The organism is Radiobacillus deserti (assembly GCF_007301515.1).
Classification (GTDB): domain Bacteria; phylum Bacillota; class Bacilli; order Bacillales; family Amphibacillaceae; genus Radiobacillus; species Radiobacillus deserti.
Genome location: NZ_CP041666.1, coordinates 427,895 through 444,783, shown reverse-complemented (window position 1 = coordinate 444,783; position 16,889 = coordinate 427,895). Strand labels below are relative to the sequence as shown.

Genomic DNA, 16,889 nt, shown 5'->3' with positions numbered 1-16,889 from the left:
ACCCCAACAAATATTATAGAGCCTTAATTCTAATGGTATAACAAAAAACCCTTGTCTAATTGTAGGACAAGGGTTCTGATGATGAGAATACCAATTTTAGACACAATTAACCGATGTATAGGATTAAAAATCAGTTAATCCAAGGCTAATTTCGAGAGCCTTGTTAATATTTTCCATCATATATTGGTCAAGTTGTGTTATCTTATCAGTTAGTCTTTGTTTATCAATGGTTCTAATTTGTTCTAAAAGAATAACAGAATCCCGTTCAAATCCATACTTCTGCGCGTCAATTTCAACATGAGTAGGTAACTTCGCTTTTTGTATCTGCGCGGTAATGGCTGCAACAATAACCGTTGGACTAAAACGATTACCTATATCGTTTTGCAGCACCAGTACTGGACGGACGCCCCCCTGCTCGGAACCAACAACAGGAGAGAGATCGGCGAAATAGACTTCGCCTCTTTTAACAATCAAAGCGTTACACCCCGCTCACTAAGCGCTCAAGGGTGTTTTCGGCCTCCTCTTCAGCCTGAAAAGCTTCTGAAGCAATGTTGAGATTTATTTTTGCCATCTCCATATAGCCTTGCTGCATGGACTCCCGAATATGGCGTTTTTTCTTTTCACGCAAATACGATTTCGTTGCCTGGCAAATGAAATCACTGAGATCACTATTCTCACTTCTCATTAAACCGTCCACCTCATTTAGTAGGTTTTTTGGTAGTCTAACTACAATCTCTTGCAAGCTCTCTGACAAAACCATACACCTCCAACAATCTACAAGTCCAGCCTGTTAAAAATCCAACTTAATCATATCATTCTCTAAACGGCTTTGCAAAGGCATTATGACAAGTTTTTTTCTTATTGTCACCCTGTTATGGAACGGGAGGAAAATCTATCCTATCTTTTTCCTAAATCGTGCCATATCATACCTTATATTAGAAAATTTATGAAGAATAAATCCGAGGAACTCGAGGACCAATCATACACGGAATTTCATAATTAATTGTTTCTAGATGGTTAGCTAATTCATCAATGGTAATTTCTTCGTCCCCTTGTTTACCAATCAATGTAACTTTTGTACCGATAGGATATTCCTTATCCAATCGAATCATACATTGATCCATGCAAATTCTTCCGACAATGGGCATTCTTTTCCCTTCTACCAGCACATCGGACCCCTGCAATTTGCGAATATATCCATCGGCGTACCCAATCGGTATGGTTCCAATCCATTCCTCTTCTTGCGTTACATAGGTAGCACCGTAACTAACTCCTTCGCCAGGAGGCAGTTTCTTGACATGAACTAATTTACTGTGTAAAGAAAAGGCTTGTTGAAGGTCGATTGGCTTTTCTTCTTTTACTGTTGGTGATGGGTATAACCCATACATACTAACACCGAATCGGGTAAAATGTTGCATTTTATCGGGAAATCTCATACTTGCTGCACTATTACCAGTATGGATAATAACTGGCTTGCTCCAGTTTTCTTGAAGACAACCCAAAAACTCCTTTAATCGTTCCTGTTGTTTTTCGAAATAAGAGAAATCCGGTTCATCCGCTGTCGCAAAGTGAGTAAAAACACCTTCTAACTCAAATGGACCCACTTCTATTTCCTCTAAAAGCTCTACTAATTCCTCATTGCTCCGAACACCGAGTCGTCCCATTCCCGTATCTAGCTTAATGTGCACTTTTACGGATCGATTCCGTTGATTCTGTTTTACTTTTTCAAGCCACCCCTTTTGATATACCGTTAATGCAATATCATGAGACCTTGCAATTGCCGCATCTTCCGGACGTGACCAACCCATAACAAGAAGTGGAGCGGTTATTCCGGCTTCACGAAGCTTTAGTGCCTCATCAAGTGTAGCGACGGTCAATCCCGTTGCACCTGCTTTTAACGCCCTTTTAGCAACCTCAATATCACCATGACCATATCCATTAGCTTTGACGACTGCATATATTTTTGTATTGGTTAACCTTTTTTTCAATTGATGGATATTATATTCTATTCGTTCAAGATCAATTTCAGCCCAAGTATCGCGATAAAATTTCGATTGTTCCATTTTTACATCCACCCTAACTCAGCATCATCTTTACTTATTATTGTCCTCGTAGAAGGCGATGTCAAATCATAAAAAAGGAAGGACTTCCGTTAATAATTGGGACTAGAAAAATAAAAGCAGACCCAAAATGGTGAGCCTGCCTCATGTTTTATCGTTTATTTTACTTGTTGACCTTGTACAGAGCTTGCAACCTCTATCAATTCACTTTTCGTCAGTTCATCACTTGCAAGCAAATAATTTACACCATTGTAACTCCATTCAATCGAAGAGCCTTTCAATGCACCCATTGTATATCCTAGGCTGACAGGGTCTCCTTCTACTGGTTCAGGTGCAGCTGCTGTTGGATAGGTTTCTAGTTTCTCTTGTACAAGGGTAAAGTTTTTATCTCCTTTGTACGTAAGAATTACTCTTTTCCCATTTTCTGTTTCCACTTCACTTGACTCTGAAAGCTCCGCACCCGCTGTTTCCATTGGATAAAGAACACTAAATTCCTTCACTTTAGAATCCTCTTGGGAAGAAGCCGGAATTCCGAAAATAGAGCTTGTCATGTTCTTTTTCACCTGGAAGTCGTCTTTCGCAAACTCGGGATCAAGCGTAAATTTAGAAAACTTCACTTCTACCAATGGGTTTTTATCTTTATCTAACACTTTAACCATTGCTGGTGTGAATGTCTTTTTATCAAAATATATTTCTTGGTAAGGCAAGCTGTTACTGTTCTGATAATTGGTTGTTGTTTCAAATACGTAATGGTCCTCTGTTGCTTTAAACTCTGCTTGAGAATCGTTAAGAACATCCTTCACCAACGATTGATATAGATATGGTTGGCTACTGTTATCAGGCCATTCACTTTGAAACTTAAAGCTTTTATTCAACGCAGGTGTTAGTACGAAAACACCGTCATCATTACGTAAAATGATTTGGCTTCCCTCTTCGTTTTGCTCATTTTTCAGCAATACTCGATAATAGTTCTTTTTCTTATGAGAAATCTCGATGTTGTAGCTTTGGCTTTCCTTTCCGGTTTTCAAACTCATAACTGCATCTGCTTTATATCCATCCATTTTTTCTAAATTATCTTCTAATTTTGATACAACATCTTCTTTAGACTTTTCCCCACATGCAGCTAGTATAAGGATCAACATTAATGCCATAATCCCTACGCTAAGATACTTCCTCATGGTCACAACTCCTTTGTCTCAATTAACAAAGGGAACGAACACATTGACTTAGGAAGAAAGTGTACGAAATATTTGGATCAATCCATGAATCACGTCTGTAGCCAAAAGGTCCCTATCGGAATGCTGATGCTCGACCATGTAATCCGCCGATTTTCCATGGAGGTAACAACCGTTGGATAAAGCATGTTGGATGGTTTCATGCTGCATCATCATGGTTAATAGAACTCCAGCAAGCGCATCTCCGCTCCCGCCCTTGGCTAGTCCTGCATTACCTGTTAGATTAACCCATTGCTCTCCATCCGGGGTCGTGATGATCGTAAATGGACCCTTCAATACGAGATAAACCCCGTATTCCATCGCGAAGGTCTTAGAAATAGAAATAGGGTGGTCCAGAACGGAAGAAATCGTCTGATTGGATAGCATCGCCATTTCACCAGGATGTGGTGTTAGAACGGTAGGATGACTTCTCTCCCGTAAAGAGGACTTATGATGTTGGATATGATAAAGTCCATCTGCATCGATTAATAGTGGGCAATGTGCTGATTTCACCACTTGTCTTGTTATCGATGCCGTTTCCTCAGCTCTTCCCATCCCCATTCCAATTACAACGGAATCGTACGGACTTAAGTCTAACTCTTGTGCTTGAATCCAACCGTTTTGACCTTTCATCGCATGGAAAGTGGCTTCCGTAAGCTGAGCTGCAATCGAAGGGATCGCCTCAGGTACCGTACCGATAGTGAGGAGTCCTGCTCCTGCTCGTAATGCCGCACTACTCGTTAAGGCAACAGAGCCCGGCATAGATTGGGATCCTCCAATCACAAATCCCCTTCCATGGCTACCTTTATGAGAGAAACGACTTCTCGTTGGCAATGTTTGCTGAACACTTTGATCAGACCATATAGCTCGTTTGATAAAGCTCCACGCCGAATTCGGAATTCCAATCCTTACAACTTCCCATCGACCATAGTAGGATGCATAGCGTTCTAGAAATGTGGACAGCTTCGGAGCTTCAATAATATAGGTGATATCAGCATGAATTGCTTCCTCTGTATAGCCACTTTCTTCATCTGCAGGAATGCCGCTCGGAATATCTACCGAAACTGTTAAACGTTCACTGCGGTTCACAAACGTACAAACCTCTGAGAAAGGACTTCTTAAGGCACCTTTTGCTCCGATTCCCAACATCGCATCCACCCAGACATCTGTTTCTTCTTCAAGTTCCTTCAGATCAAAGCTCTCATTCCAATGAAGAAGAGTTCCACCAAAGGAAAGAAAAAGCTGTTTATGATACTGAGCATCACCACGTATTCGATTATCTTCCACAAGCTGTAGGATTCTTACGGAATACCCTGCATTCATCATCGTACGTCCAATTACAAACCCGTCTCCCCCATTGTTTCCGCTTCCTACTAAAATGGTTATCCTTTGATTAAGAGAAAGCAGTCCCTCCAGTTGCTTGGCAATTGCACGCCCGGCATTTTCCATCAAAATCCTGCCATCCAAGCCGTACTCTTCCATTGTTATACGGTCAATTTCGTACATTTCTTTTGCGGTGACAATGTGCACTTGGTTCCCTCCTACCCGCACTAAAATATATGAGACAAACTAGTTGAATATGCAGACTAGCCTGACAAGCTACGTAATTCTTTCTTTTTATTTTTGCTCCAATATAACTTGAGCAACCGCATAATCTACACTGTGAGAGATGGATACCCATACGTGTTCATTCGTCTTTTGGCAGATAAGATGTGGGGCACCCAGCTCATCATTGTGTATTTCTATATCTTGAAAGCTTAGCTTACCTAGTCCCGTTCCCATCGCCTTTGAAAAGGCTTCTTTAGCAGCAAATCGTCCGGCAACAAACTCTACTTTTCTTCTATGTGTAGATAACTTTTCATATTCTTTTTGCTCACGAGCGGTTAGTATCCTTTCTACAAACCGGACATTTTGTTTTATACTAGTAGCAACACGAGCTATTTCTACAATATCGATTCCGATTCCTTTAATCATAAAAGTCTCACCTTTACGTATTATTTACCGTTAGTATATCAAAAAACGGGGGTGCTTCTAGATTGTAACGTTTGAATACTAAGAATACAGGAAACAATAGAAAAGATTATTAATGAGAAATACAAGATTCAAATATACATAGACAAAGAGATAACTTGGAGGGAAAATTATGTTCTTACGCACGGAAAGCTTTAAACAATTTATCCGTCTTTACCCAATCGTAACCTCCCTTATCGCGATTCAACTCGTAGTTTGGTTACTGATTCTTCTTTTCCCCATCGGAATTGGGGATGCTCTGTTCCAATGGGGGGCAGGGGTGAATTTACTGATTCATCAAGGAGAATATTGGAGACTAGTATCTGCCATTTTCATTCATGATCCGAACGGAATTATGCATGTGTTATTTAATTGCTTCTCCTTAGTGCTGTTTGGGCCAGCACTTGAACAAATGCTTGGCAAGCTCAAGTTCTTGCTTGTATTTCTTTTTACAGGTGCGTTCGGAAATCTTTTTACGTATATCATTGAACCAACACAATTTACGATTCACTTCGGAGCTTCAGGAGCCATTTATGGGTTATTAGGATTATATCTATACATGATTTTTTTCCGAAAACATCTAATTGATCCATCTAGTTCCCAGATTGTCATAGTCATTCTAATTATCGGTGTATTAATGTCTTTATTCCGACCTAACATTAATTTAGCAGCGCACTTATTCGGTTTAATTGGCGGATTCGCTTTAGGTCCAATTATTCTAAGTCGGGCGAAGCCATACAATCCTTGGCTAAAGCAACGATCGCGAGAAGACTCCACCGCATCGTTTGACCCGAATCGATGGAACAAACGAAGATTTCCTTGGAAAAAATACGTTATCCCATTATTATGGGGAATTGTAATTATATTAGGGTTGCTAGGATTATTTGGCGGAATTCTTTAAAGAAGACGCACAGCTGTTAAAAAGCTGTGCGTCTTGTCATTTCTCCTGAAAGGAATACCAGGAGAATAGCTCTTGAATTTGGTCCTCATCCCCATCCTTATATGCAAAGGTTTTTCCTACACCACCAATAGCTGCAACAGAGCATTTCAATGTTTTAAGGGATTCCCTTTGTTGTAAATAATGATCAGATATCGTTAAGGACTGGATTCTTTTTCGAAACATCACAACGGTGCTTTTACTAATCCTTCGAGAGCTCAATATCAGTTTATCCCCCGCTAGCGTATAACCACTGTCTTTATATTGAAAAACCCCTAACAGACTTGCCAGTACTAGTAAAATAATCAAAATCCAGCTATACGTTGGAAGGAAATAAAGGATTGGGATAGCTGCGAGAACGACAGGAAATAAAACACGAAATAAATACCGTTTACGAGACCGTTTTGGTAACACATGCTGGAGGACCTCCGGCTGGTAATCTGGAACAAATTGTTCAAGAAAGGATTCCACTTCTGTCTTTTTTAATAGTGGAAATAGCAATACTGACGTACCACCATCTTTTGCATCCAGCCTTCCACCAACAACCTCTGCGTGTACAGTAGCATATCCTAACCACTGACGTAGTAAATCCTCCCGAACACTTATCGCTTGAATTCGATTAGTAGACAAGGTAAGATGCTTTTTTTCTAATAATCCATGAGATAGTTGCAGGCCATCATCCGCTTTTCGTATCGTGAAAAAGCTATACTTTATCCATATTCCTAATGTAGCTGTCCCCCAAAGAAATAATGCTCCGATCACCGAGAAAATAATGAGTACTGGGACACTCAAATTAAGCATCCAGCCGTAAACCGCTTCGTATATGGGATTCGGAATAAATTGACCGAACTGAGATCCCACAAGCGCCACAATCGAAAGAAAAACACCGAATCCATTGGTGGTAGAAGCTGCTAACAACAATCGCGGTGTGGAGATCGTCTTTACGATTTCTTCTTTAGGCTCCTCGTCCAATTCTTGTTCTATTTCTTTTTTCACTTGCAATAGTTCTTTCCATTCATATGCTTTTTCACGAGATATGGCACTTAAAACCGCTTCTGCCTTCGAGGTGACATCTCCTCCAGCAGTTTGAACCTCAACTTTTGCCAGCTTAAAAACCCGATGAACGATTCCTTCTGACACATCAATCGCTTGAATCCGATTAAATGAAATCGTCCGTTTCTTCTTGATGAAAATGCCGCTTTCTATCTTCAATTGATCCTGTTCTACCACATAAGTAAATCTATACCATTGTAAAGTACTTATGATTGCCGCACCTATGATGAATAAGCTTACATACAGCAATATGAACCAAAATCCACCTAAATCTATATTTTTAAAAGTAGCTAGAAATCCGATTATTGTTCCAAAAAAAACTTCTTTAACCAATTTTACAAAATTAAACAGGATAGCTGCCTTATGTAGTCGGTTAGGTTTAGACATCCTCTTCATCCACCCTTGCAAGCACAGAAATACGGTCTCTCAGCTCATACGCTTCTTCTTCTCTTAGCGCAGGGATCTCATGTTTAGTAGCTGCTGTAGAAATCGTTACGGTAGCCAATCCAAACTTTTTCAGAATTGGACCTTGTTTTGTATCCACATGCTGCACACGAATCATTGGGACAAGTGTCCGTTTAATAATTAGTCCTCGTTGCAAGTCCACTTCCTGTTCAAAGACTTCGTAACTCCATCTCGCCCATTTTACTTTTGGAATAACGAAGATAGCTAATAAGGAAAGAATAAGCCAAGCTAGGATAATAGAAAGAGGAATCCATTGTGAAACGGAGAGGTGGAGCACTTTTTGATTTAGTATAAGTGCGGCTATACAGAAGCATAAAAAGAAGAAGGAAGGAATTACAGCATAGATCCGCCATACTTGAATCGCTTCCTTGGCTAGGTGATGACTTGGTTTTCGGCGCATAAAATCGCCCCTCTCTTCTAACGTGATATACAAGCATACGTTTGACAAAGAAGATTAGTTTCATAAAAGCAAAAAACTCCCCAGCATACTAGGGAGTTCCATTAAAAACATTATTTAGACTGGAAGTTGTTTGATTTGCCACGTTTATTCTGGAATTTTCGATTCCTTTGCGGTTTGCCACCTTTACGGTTAAAGTTTCGCTTATTATCCCCGCGGAATTTCTTTTTGTTTTTGTCTTTATATGCTGGCTTAACACTTACTGGTGCTACAGAGCTAAGCGTTACAGGTGCGTTTCGGCGACCGCCTTTTGTCAACATCTTAAGTGCTGCTGCCACGACCGTTACCGAATCATATTGATTTAGAATCTCTGTTGCAGACTCTCTGTATGCATCTAGCTCTTGCTTTTCAATTGTGGACGTTAATTTATCAATCGTTACTTGTTGCTGTCCACGACGAGCCTCATCCATGGATGGAGCTTGCATACGTTTAATTTTTCCTTTTGTTACCTTCTCGATTAAATTCAAGTGCGGCAATTCTCTCGGTGTAATAAAAGATACCGCTTCTCCACCTCTTCCAGCTCTACCAGTACGACCAATGCGGTGTACATAGCTTTCCGGATCCTGCGGAATATCAAAATTATACACGTGCGTTACACCAGAAATATCTAGTCCTCGAGCCGCTACATCTGTTGCAACAAGGATTTCAATTCGACCATTCTTAAATTTATTAAGAACAGACATCCTTTTCCCTTGGGTTAGATCTCCATGAATACCTTCTGCTCTGAACCCACGCGCATGTAACCCTTCTGTCACTTCATCTACACGTTTTTTCGTACGACCAAAAATAATCGCTAATGTAGGTGCATGGATATCTAAAAGATTTGTTAGAGTATCAAATTTTTGTTTTTCATGTACTTCGATGAAATGCTGGTCAATGTTTTCAACCGTCATTTCCTTCGCTTTTATCTTTACTTCTTCCGGTTTTTTCATTAACTTGGCACCAATATCACGAATTTCCTTCGGCATTGTTGCAGAGAAAAGTAACGTTTGGCGCTCCTCTGGAATTGCTTTTAAGATGTCACGAATATCATCAATGAACCCCATGTTCAGCATTTCGTCCGCTTCATCCAGAACTGCCGTATGAACATTGCTAATATTAATCGTTTTTCTGCGAATATGGTCTAAAAGTCGACCAGGGGTGGCAACGACGATTTGTGGCCCTTCTTTTAACGCTCTAATTTGACGGTCCATGTGCTGACCACCGTAAACTGGTAGTGTACGAATCCCTTTAAATTGTCCTAAACGATGAATTTCTTCCCCAACTTGTATTGCTAATTCACGTGTCGGTGCGATGACAAGTCCTTGGATTTTCTTTATATCTTTATCGATTTTTTCGATCATTGGAATCCCAAATGCAGCCGTTTTTCCCGTTCCTGTTTGGGCTTGTCCAATCACGTCTTTTCCTTCTAATCCTAGCGGTATAGTCTGCTCTTGGATTGGGGTTGCTTCTTCAAATCCCATTTTTTCCAATGCCTTCATTACCGGTTTTGAAATGCCTAATGAACTAAATGTTGTCACTATTTTTTCAGACTCCTTCTATACTTAAATCTCTATTCTCTATGCGTAGCAAATCACCTTTTCATACCGAGAAAGCCTGTTAAGGGATGCGTTCACAGACTTTTGGCTGACCAATAACTTACGACGAAACTGCCTTAATAACATGAAAAAAGCCTTCCTTCATCCTTGAAGAGGCCTTAAGGCAAGCAATCATTAGATTTCTTCATCTTACCACACTCTTACTTGTAATTCTACCTATAACAGGAACGATTTTCAAACAATCCAATTGCAGGTAAGTATTGTTAGTGTGTAGAAGGATATGATTGTGCAATAAACGGCCTCTATTTGTTTTGTTATTATTTCTATTTTTTGATGTAAGGAAGAAAATATACAATCTATTGTTCGATATAGATATCGTTTTCTTCGTTATGAGTTGGGAAGTTGGTCCTTGTTTGGTTTTAAAAAAGTATAGATAGATTTAAATATTTCATCCTTTTCTTCCCCTAAGCAAAGCAGATGTTTGGATTTTTGAAATAACATCAGTTGCGTTGGCGATGGAATTTCTTTTTCTAAGAAATAAGCAGACTTGACTGGAACCATTCCATCTCTTTTTCCTTGAGCTATTAGAACCGGACATTCTAGGGAGCGCAGATAGGGCTTCGTGTATTGCATACATTTCCAGAATTCCACAAATGCCTTGAGTGGTATCAATCCTCTTTTTTTCTTCCATCGCTGATAATACTCATTTTGCTTCAAGCATCCGGTACACCCGTCTCTCAAAAATGAATATAAGTCTTTCGCCATTTGAATCGGACATATATACTTACGAGATGCAGATAAAAGCACCAGTTTATCTACTTTATATTTAGCTGCTAAGTATGCCGCAATCATTCCCCCCATAGAAAACCCAACGATATAGACGACATCACAGTCTCTTTTCAATTCTTTTATCGTTTCTTCTGCAGAATCGATCCATTGCTGATAGGTTCTATTCTTTAGGGATAGTGACTTTCCATGACCCGGTAATGTTGGGACACGTACCTCCCAGTTCGTCCTTGTTCGAATAAAGTTCGCTACAGGTGCAACCTCATAAGGACCGCCAGTAAATCCATGGATACACATGCAACCAATCATCGTTCTTATCTCCTTTACTTATTTTCGATTAGTATGAGGTTCTTTTAACGAATCATGAATGGTAATTACAAAAAAACATAATAAAATCCCTGTCAGAAGTGACAAGGATTAAGATCATTTCATGCCTTTAAACATGGATCCGAATTCTTTTACAATTGGGGACACTTGTTTAACCGTACTCGAAATTTGACCAAATGTAGAAAACATCTTATCAACGTCTAATTGTCCGTTTTCATCTTGAAAGTATTGCATAATAGGGTTTGGCGGTTTCCCATACTGCCCTTGTTGAGGCTGTTGTTGAAAATAGTTCCCCCAATTATTAGGTTGCGGTGGCTTTTGGTAAAATTGGTATGGCGTCATCGGATATGGACTTCCAACAGGTGATTGCGGACCATTAACTGGCTGCCATTTAGATGGAAATCCGTATTGTTTTCCTTTCATAGGGAATCCCTTATAAGCATTTCCTGGTTGATATGGGCTATAAAAAGGTCCCTGTCTAGATTGAAACTGAGAATTCGGCGCTCTCCATTGCGTCATAGGAACACCTCATTTATGAAGAAGTTATTCCGTATATCGTATGCGTGTTACAAAATATTAGTGACCAACAATGCCTAACGTTTGTTTCAATTTTCTTTCTTGGAAGCCTAAAACAACCTCATCATCTGTAAACACGGCAGGTGTACCATAAACCTTGTTTCTTTGTAACTCTCGGAAGTACTCTTTATTTTCGTTTATATTCTTTTCAATAAATGGCACACCCCAATCTTCTAAGTGATGGATAACTTTGTTGCATTCGTCGCACCCAGTACTGACGTAGACAACAACATTCTGTTTCATCATAGGTGAGCCCCCTCATAAATCTTCTTTTATAGTTTCTACTTACCCTTTTTTTTCGGAATTAAACATAGACACAGATTCTCTTCATACTTTTCACCTATAAACGTCCCTATAATTAGTATATGTAAAATAGATAGTTCTGTTCCTGCTGAGAGCCCTGTTCTGTTAACAACAAAAAAGACACTTATTCATCCCAAAATAAGTGTCTTTTTCTCTAACCTGGCTCTGTACGAACAGACTAGTTAATCTAAGCACGCATCCCATTCACGCTCAAATATATTCTTATACAGAGCAGAGACATCCCAATCTCTTGACTCCATCCTATCAAAATACTTTTATGTTGTAACTGACTTTTATCACACAGGACCTTGGTTTATTCTTCCAATACATAATACCAAGCATCATACAGTTTCTCGAGTCGCTTTTCAAGTGCCTCGACATCCTCGGATTTAGGTTGCTCCGCTCGATCCTTTAATGACTTAATATCATTTTCAAGCTTTGCAATTTGATCCTCTAATTCCATTTCTTTCTCTACTACTAGTTCCTCACTCCGCACCTTGTTTCGTTTCGACTGTTTATCCCCTTCGACCTCTCGCTTCTCTTGTTGCATAAGCTCTTTCCATTTTATATGAGTGTCTGCATACGTACCTGGAAAACGATGTAGCTTTCCATCTACTAAATACGCGGTCTCCTGAAAGCATTCATTGAGAAAACTACGGTCATGCGAAATACCAATAACAGTACCATCATATTTTTGCAGAGCTTCCTCTAGTACTTCCTGTGACTCTATATCTAAGTGGTTCGTCGGTTCGTCTAATACTAACAGATTTACCTTTTGATACATAAAAATCGCTAGCTTTAACCGCATCCTCTCGCCACCACTTAATTGACCTAGTTTACGGAATACAGAGTATCCATAAAACATAAAGGTCGCTAAAAATTGGCGTGCTTCCCCTTCTGTAATGCGCACCTGGCTTCGGAAGTAATCTATTAAGGATTGACTAGGATCCATTTCCTGTAACGGGTTTTGGGGAAGATAGCCGACACTCACCTGGGAGCCTAGCATAACTTCCCCTGCTGACTGCCTTTCATGATTCATCAGTATTTTAATAAATGTGCTTTTTCCACACCCATTATTCCCAACAATCGCTAACCGTTCCTTGTGACGAAGGTGAAGATCTACTCCTTTTAAAACAGCTTTATCCCCAAATGTCTTATAAACCTCCACACACTTTACTACGTCTTTTCCACTACGCTCATTCGCAGACAAGGACAATCTCATTTTTGTAGGATCGATATCTGGACGTTCTAGCTTTTCCATTCGCTCCAGTGCCCGCTCCATACTTTTCGCTCGTTTAAATAGCTTTTCATTCGGCGGATTCGCTTCATTTGCCCATTGTCTTAAACGACGAATTGCTTCCTTCATCTTTTTCATTTTTTTCTGTTGTTCTTGGTAAGCTGCAAATTCTTGTAGCAGTTTTTCTTCTTTTTTCCTTATAAAAGTGGAGAAGTTACCAGTATAGTAAGTGATCTCTCCTTGCTCTAAATCCGCTATTTTCGTAACAGTTTCATCCAAGAAAAACTTATCGTGTGAGATAATACATACTGCACCACGATATTGCTTCAAGTATTCCTCTAACCACTCAATCGCTGTTATATCTAAGTGGTTGGTCGGCTCATCCAATAGTAATAGGTCAGGTGCTTGTAATAGAATCCGCGCTAACCCTGCCTTCGTCTTTTCCCCTCCACTTAACTTGTCAAACGATTGATCAAGCAAATCGGACATATTTAATCCCGTTGCTACTCGTTCGATGTTAGCTTGTAAATCATATCCGCCCATATTAGAGAATTCCGTTTGCAGCCTTCCATATTCCTCTAGAATTCGTTCCATGTTTGAAGCGTCTTTCATCTGCTCCTCTAATTCGGTCATGCGCGCTTTTACACTATTTACTTTTTCCAAGCTAGCTTCTAAAAATGCTCGTACGGTTTTACTAGGGAAGTTCGGAATTTGTTCTAAATACCCAACTTCTGTTCCTTTTTTAATAAACAGATCTCCACTTTCAAAATCCTCTAGCCTTGCAATCATTTTAAATAGGGTTGTTTTTCCACTTCCGTTTCGACCTACCAAGCCCACTTTCTCTCCTGGTTTTATTTCAAAGTGAAGGTGTTCAAATAAATAACTTCCACCGATGATTTTTTTAATATTTTTTAATGTTAATAACATGTTCATAGCACTCCTTATTTTGAATAAAAAAAAGCCATAGGCAGCATCACCTATGGCTAAAAAGAATATGGAGGTGGTGTTTTAACCAACTCCTAACAAAAAATCCACACGTAATGTGTGGATCCGTCACGTTCTTCTTTTATCTTAGGGAATCATGATCCTACACTGTTTTTCGTTATTTAGTTTCTAAAAAAGGGCATACGTGTCCCGTTAGAAACTAAATCATGAAAAATTGCACGGTAAAAATACAGTGTTTCGTGCAAATCAGTGTTGGCCATTTTTTTCCCTCCTTCTCAAAATAAGTTATGACTATTATAGCGCAACTCTTACTTTTTTTCTACCTTTAAATTATTTGCATGAATCCCAAGTTGTTTTAGTAGCTCGATAGCTTGAAGCTTCTGTTCATCTGATAATCCATCCGTGATGTGTTCAATTTGCTTCCAATGTTCAGGGAAAATCGTATGCAACAAGTCTTTACCCTGTTCTGAAATAGAAGCATAAGTTATTCTTCGGTCCGTTTCACAAGGAACCCGATTGAGATATCCTTTCGATTCTAGCTTGTCCACAACATATGTGATGCTTCCACTTGCTAATAGAATTTTATCTCCAATCTTCTGAAGTGGCTGTTCGCCTTGATGATAAAGTAGCTCTAAAACACCAAACTCCGTTGGATTTAGACCTTTTTTGCGTATATCTGCTTCTACTTGATCTGCAATGGAACGATAAGCCTTAGATAGAACAACAAATAATTTTAAGGAAGGATCTTGCTTCTTTTGTTCATATTGTATTTCTTCACTCATGCACGCTTCCACTTCCTTTGCCTTGAATTAAACGTATTATAGGAAAAGACCCTTTTCCTGTCAAACTACCTTTTCTGTAAACCGTTTGATAACCGGAATAAGTCCAACAAACCCTAAAATGGACAACCATGGATATACCGTACTACCTAAAAAAGCAAGAAACAGCAGGGTTAGAAGACCCCCGTCCACATAATTGGGCATCTTGTTTTGCTTCGATAACATTCTAATCGCTTCTTTCATCTGGTCGCTCACAAAATAAACCGCCACCGCTCCATAAAAAAGCAGTAACACCGGTAACCAAAGTCTTACTTCCAGCATCCAATATAGCACATTTCCGATAAAGAGCAATAAAATTAGCCCAACTGCTCCAACATAAGTCAAAAATGAAGACGTCCATGCCCGGAAATCCCAAGGCAAACTGATGACTAGCTTTTCCGTAAAATTGGCTAAAAACAAGCTTTTAGCCATAACCCCAAATATAAAAATCGATAGGCCAATACCTACTCCCATGAGCCAATCCCTCATAACTCCTAGGACAATGGATAGTGCTAAGACTAACCCAATGGTTTGAATAACATATTCCATTTTCTCATCAAAGAAGATTCTCCACATCTTCTTATAGACATCATCTGTCTCATAAGGAAATGGTTGAGCCTGCTCCTTCTTCTTCCGTTTACTCTGTAAGATTCCATACTGACGTTTTGGTTTGATTTCCATTTTCGACATACGATTGACGAACCACATATTCCAAATGATGAAATCATTCGTCTCGGCAATCTTCAACCAGTTTGCTATTAATATCCATTGCTGTAATACAAATTGAACCCCAACCAACGCAATCAACAAAACTGGAATAAGAATTAGGGAAAATTTTAGGATAGTAGACAGTAATCCAATTATAATGATTGCGACAATACTAATTACTTTCGGAATCCAGCCTTGCTGATACAACACCCATTGCGGAAGTGTCATCAGCACATGGGTAACCCACATCAATCCAACAACATACAGAATGGTTTGTCCAGAAACCGGTGTCAAAACAAAAACGAATAGAGCTACTACGGTACAGAGTGCTGTAAACTTCAACCACTTCTCTACCACAACACAAAACCATAATTGCTTTAACGAGTAAGGGAGTAAGCTTAGTTGAAGCTCCGCACTTGAAAATAGAACACCCGGTCGGGTGAAAGACCCACTTACATATCTTACTAGGAATACAAGCATAAGGTTGGGGCCATAAGCATCCACCATTTGCCCCACTAGAAGAAATTGCTCCTGGTACTGTTGTAGCGTGTCATAGATAATGAACAGACCCATGATGAGAAAAAGACTTAGATAGATGGAGATAGTGACATCTAAGCTGACATTTAGAGCTAGCTTGTATATGGTTTTCTTTTTCTTCCATCGGTTCTTTTTTAAGTCCAAATATGCGGAAACTGTAGGAGCGTGAATCATATGTCATTTCTCCTTGCCAGTTCTTGAAAGCTCTCTATTGGTCCTTGATCAACAACCTTACCATGCTTTAACATGACGAACTGATCGGCAATATCCTGGACTTTCTCCAATTGGTGGGTTGTTAAAAGAATACTGGTGCCTTCCTTTTTCTTCCGTTCCATAGCACCTTGCAAATAATCCATCGCATAGTAATCCAACCCCATAAAGGGTTCATCAATTAATAGTAATGGTGTATCTGGTAACAACGCACAAATTGTTTGTACCTTTTGCCGCATCCCCTTGGATAAGGCTTCTGGATATTCATCCATTTTATCCTTTATTTCTAAATCTGTTATGTAGGTTTGAACTCGTTCCTCAAATCGATCCTTCTCTATCTGATAGCTTTTCGCATATAACTGAAAATGTTGATAGACCGTTAATTCAGAAAGCAGTAGCGGTTCTTCTGGCAGATAGGAATACTGCCTTTTAAAAGCTAGGAAGTCATCCTCCTGAGATATATTGTTTATTTTTATGGTTCCTTGTCGTTTTTCTTGCCAACCGATGATGGTTTTCATAATGGTAGATTTCCCTGCGCCATTATGGCCAATTAAAGCCGTAACAGATCCTTCGTCTACTGAAAAATGAATATCTTGCAGGATTTTTAAATCTCGTATCTCTACTGCTATATCTTGTAATGTTAAAACAGCCATTCAGTTTCCCTCCCCTTATCATTATATAACGTTTGAAAAACTGTTTGGTTCCTTT

18 protein-coding genes are annotated in these 16,889 nt (G+C 39.5%); 1 reads left to right on the top strand and 17 read right to left on the bottom strand.

Annotation, left to right across the window (positions count from 1 at the left end; translation table 11 throughout):
* Positions 1 to 123 precede the first annotated feature (123 nt).
* From FN924_RS02355 to acpS, 6 genes are all read right to left on the bottom strand, one after another.
* Positions 124 to 474, bottom strand: coding sequence for a type II toxin-antitoxin system PemK/MazF family toxin (locus tag FN924_RS02355; RefSeq protein WP_143891902.1), 351 nt, complete (start codon positions 472 to 474; stop codon positions 124 to 126).
* A 4-nt stretch (positions 475 to 478) separates the two neighbouring features.
* Positions 479 to 760: a CopG family ribbon-helix-helix protein gene (locus tag FN924_RS02350; protein ID WP_143891901.1), complete on the bottom strand. Its 282-nt coding sequence runs from the start codon at positions 758 to 760 to the stop codon at positions 479 to 481.
* A gap of 184 nt (positions 761 to 944) precedes the next feature.
* The gene (alr, locus tag FN924_RS02345; protein ID WP_143891900.1) at positions 945 to 2,063 is read right to left on the bottom strand and encodes an alanine racemase; all 1,119 of its coding nucleotides are present in this window, start codon (positions 2,061 to 2,063) and stop codon (positions 945 to 947) included.
* A gap of 155 nt (positions 2,064 to 2,218) precedes the next feature.
* Positions 2,219 to 3,238, bottom strand: coding sequence for a LolA family protein (locus FN924_RS02340; protein WP_143891899.1), 1,020 nt, complete (start codon positions 3,236 to 3,238; stop codon positions 2,219 to 2,221).
* A gap of 48 nt (positions 3,239 to 3,286) precedes the next feature.
* A complete protein-coding gene (locus tag FN924_RS02335; protein ID WP_143891898.1) occupies positions 3,287 to 4,804 on the bottom strand; it encodes an NAD(P)H-hydrate dehydratase in 1,518 nt (505 codons plus the stop codon).
* An 87-nt stretch (positions 4,805 to 4,891) separates the two neighbouring features.
* A complete protein-coding gene (gene acpS / locus FN924_RS02330; protein WP_143891897.1) occupies positions 4,892 to 5,248 on the bottom strand; it encodes a holo-ACP synthase in 357 nt (118 codons plus the stop codon).
* Between the two features lie 169 nt (positions 5,249 to 5,417).
* Between acpS and FN924_RS02325 the strand changes: the two genes are divergently transcribed.
* Positions 5,418 to 6,185 (top strand): rhomboid family intramembrane serine protease, encoded by a 768-nt coding sequence (locus FN924_RS02325; protein ID WP_143891896.1) that lies wholly within the window; start codon positions 5,418 to 5,420, stop codon positions 6,183 to 6,185.
* Between the two features lie 36 nt (positions 6,186 to 6,221).
* Here the strand turns inward: FN924_RS02325 and FN924_RS02320 are convergent, their stop codons facing one another.
* From FN924_RS02320 to FN924_RS02275, 11 genes are all read right to left on the bottom strand, one after another.
* The gene (locus FN924_RS02320) at positions 6,222 to 7,661 is read right to left on the bottom strand and encodes a PH domain-containing protein (RefSeq protein WP_158633909.1); all 1,440 of its coding nucleotides are present in this window, start codon (positions 7,659 to 7,661) and stop codon (positions 6,222 to 6,224) included.
* A complete protein-coding gene (locus tag FN924_RS02315) occupies positions 7,654 to 8,139 on the bottom strand; it encodes a PH domain-containing protein (protein WP_143891894.1) in 486 nt (161 codons plus the stop codon). The genes FN924_RS02320 and FN924_RS02315 overlap by 8 nt, the downstream gene beginning before the upstream one ends.
* Positions 8,140 to 8,249: 110 nt before the next feature.
* Positions 8,250 to 9,716, bottom strand: coding sequence for a degradosome RNA helicase CshA (locus FN924_RS02310; protein ID WP_143891893.1), 1,467 nt, complete (start codon positions 9,714 to 9,716; stop codon positions 8,250 to 8,252).
* 405 nt (positions 9,717 to 10,121) lie between these two features.
* Entirely contained in the window at positions 10,122 to 10,829 is a 708-nt protein-coding gene (locus FN924_RS02305) for an alpha/beta hydrolase (RefSeq protein WP_143891892.1), read from the bottom strand.
* Between the two features lie 114 nt (positions 10,830 to 10,943).
* Positions 10,944 to 11,366: a YppG family protein gene (locus FN924_RS02300; protein ID WP_143891891.1), complete on the bottom strand. Its 423-nt coding sequence runs from the start codon at positions 11,364 to 11,366 to the stop codon at positions 10,944 to 10,946.
* 57 nt (positions 11,367 to 11,423) lie between these two features.
* A complete protein-coding gene (locus FN924_RS02295) occupies positions 11,424 to 11,669 on the bottom strand; it encodes a glutaredoxin family protein (protein ID WP_143891890.1) in 246 nt (81 codons plus the stop codon).
* Positions 11,670 to 12,039: 370 nt separating this feature from the next.
* On the bottom strand, positions 12,040 to 13,890 hold the full coding sequence (abc-f, locus tag FN924_RS02290) for a ribosomal protection-like ABC-F family protein (protein ID WP_143891889.1): 1,851 nt from the start codon (positions 13,888 to 13,890) through the stop codon (positions 12,040 to 12,042).
* 179 nt (positions 13,891 to 14,069) lie between these two features.
* Entirely contained in the window at positions 14,070 to 14,168 is a 99-nt protein-coding gene (locus FN924_RS19650) for an RAxF-45 family protein (RefSeq protein WP_323368633.1), read from the bottom strand.
* 48 nt (positions 14,169 to 14,216) lie between these two features.
* Complete coding sequence (locus tag FN924_RS02285; RefSeq protein ID WP_143891888.1) at positions 14,217 to 14,690, bottom strand: MarR family winged helix-turn-helix transcriptional regulator; 474 nt, start codon at positions 14,688 to 14,690, stop codon at positions 14,217 to 14,219.
* A 60-nt stretch (positions 14,691 to 14,750) separates the two neighbouring features.
* Positions 14,751 to 16,145 (bottom strand): hypothetical protein, encoded by a 1,395-nt coding sequence (locus FN924_RS02280; RefSeq protein ID WP_143891887.1) that lies wholly within the window; start codon positions 16,143 to 16,145, stop codon positions 14,751 to 14,753.
* A complete protein-coding gene (locus tag FN924_RS02275) occupies positions 16,142 to 16,834 on the bottom strand; it encodes an ABC transporter ATP-binding protein (protein ID WP_143891886.1) in 693 nt (230 codons plus the stop codon). The genes FN924_RS02280 and FN924_RS02275 overlap by 4 nt, the downstream gene beginning before the upstream one ends.
* Positions 16,835 to 16,889: the final 55 nt, after the last annotated feature.

Coding starts and splice junctions, on each gene's coding strand:
- FN924_RS02350 (WP_143891901.1), bottom strand. CDS start 760: ATGGTTTTGTCAGAGAGCTTGCAAGAGATTGTAGTTAGACTACCAAAA.
- alr (WP_143891900.1), bottom strand. CDS start 2,063: ATGGAACAATCGAAATTTTATCGCGATACTTGGGCTGAAATTGATCTT.
- FN924_RS02340 (WP_143891899.1), bottom strand. CDS start 3,238: ATGAGGAAGTATCTTAGCGTAGGGATTATGGCATTAATGTTGATCCTT.
- acpS (WP_143891897.1), bottom strand. CDS start 5,248: ATGATTAAAGGAATCGGAATCGATATTGTAGAAATAGCTCGTGTTGCT.
- FN924_RS02325 (WP_143891896.1), top strand. CDS start 5,418: ATGTTCTTACGCACGGAAAGCTTTAAACAATTTATCCGTCTTTACCCA.
- FN924_RS02320 (WP_158633909.1), bottom strand. CDS start 7,661: ATGTCTAAACCTAACCGACTACATAAGGCAGCTATCCTGTTTAATTTT.
- FN924_RS02315 (WP_143891894.1), bottom strand. CDS start 8,139: ATGCGCCGAAAACCAAGTCATCACCTAGCCAAGGAAGCGATTCAAGTA.
- FN924_RS02305 (WP_143891892.1), bottom strand. CDS start 10,829: ATGATTGGTTGCATGTGTATCCATGGATTTACTGGCGGTCCTTATGAG.
- FN924_RS02300 (WP_143891891.1), bottom strand. CDS start 11,366: ATGACGCAATGGAGAGCGCCGAATTCTCAGTTTCAATCTAGACAGGGA.
- FN924_RS02295 (WP_143891890.1), bottom strand. CDS start 11,669: ATGATGAAACAGAATGTTGTTGTCTACGTCAGTACTGGGTGCGACGAA.
- abc-f (WP_143891889.1), bottom strand. CDS start 13,890: ATGTTATTAACATTAAAAAATATTAAAAAAATCATCGGTGGAAGTTAT.
- FN924_RS19650 (WP_323368633.1), bottom strand. CDS start 14,168: ATGGCCAACACTGATTTGCACGAAACACTGTATTTTTACCGTGCAATT.
- FN924_RS02285 (WP_143891888.1), bottom strand. CDS start 14,690: ATGAGTGAAGAAATACAATATGAACAAAAGAAGCAAGATCCTTCCTTA.
- FN924_RS02280 (WP_143891887.1), bottom strand. CDS start 16,145: ATGATTCACGCTCCTACAGTTTCCGCATATTTGGACTTAAAAAAGAAC.
- FN924_RS02275 (WP_143891886.1), bottom strand. CDS start 16,834: ATGGCTGTTTTAACATTACAAGATATAGCAGTAGAGATACGAGATTTA.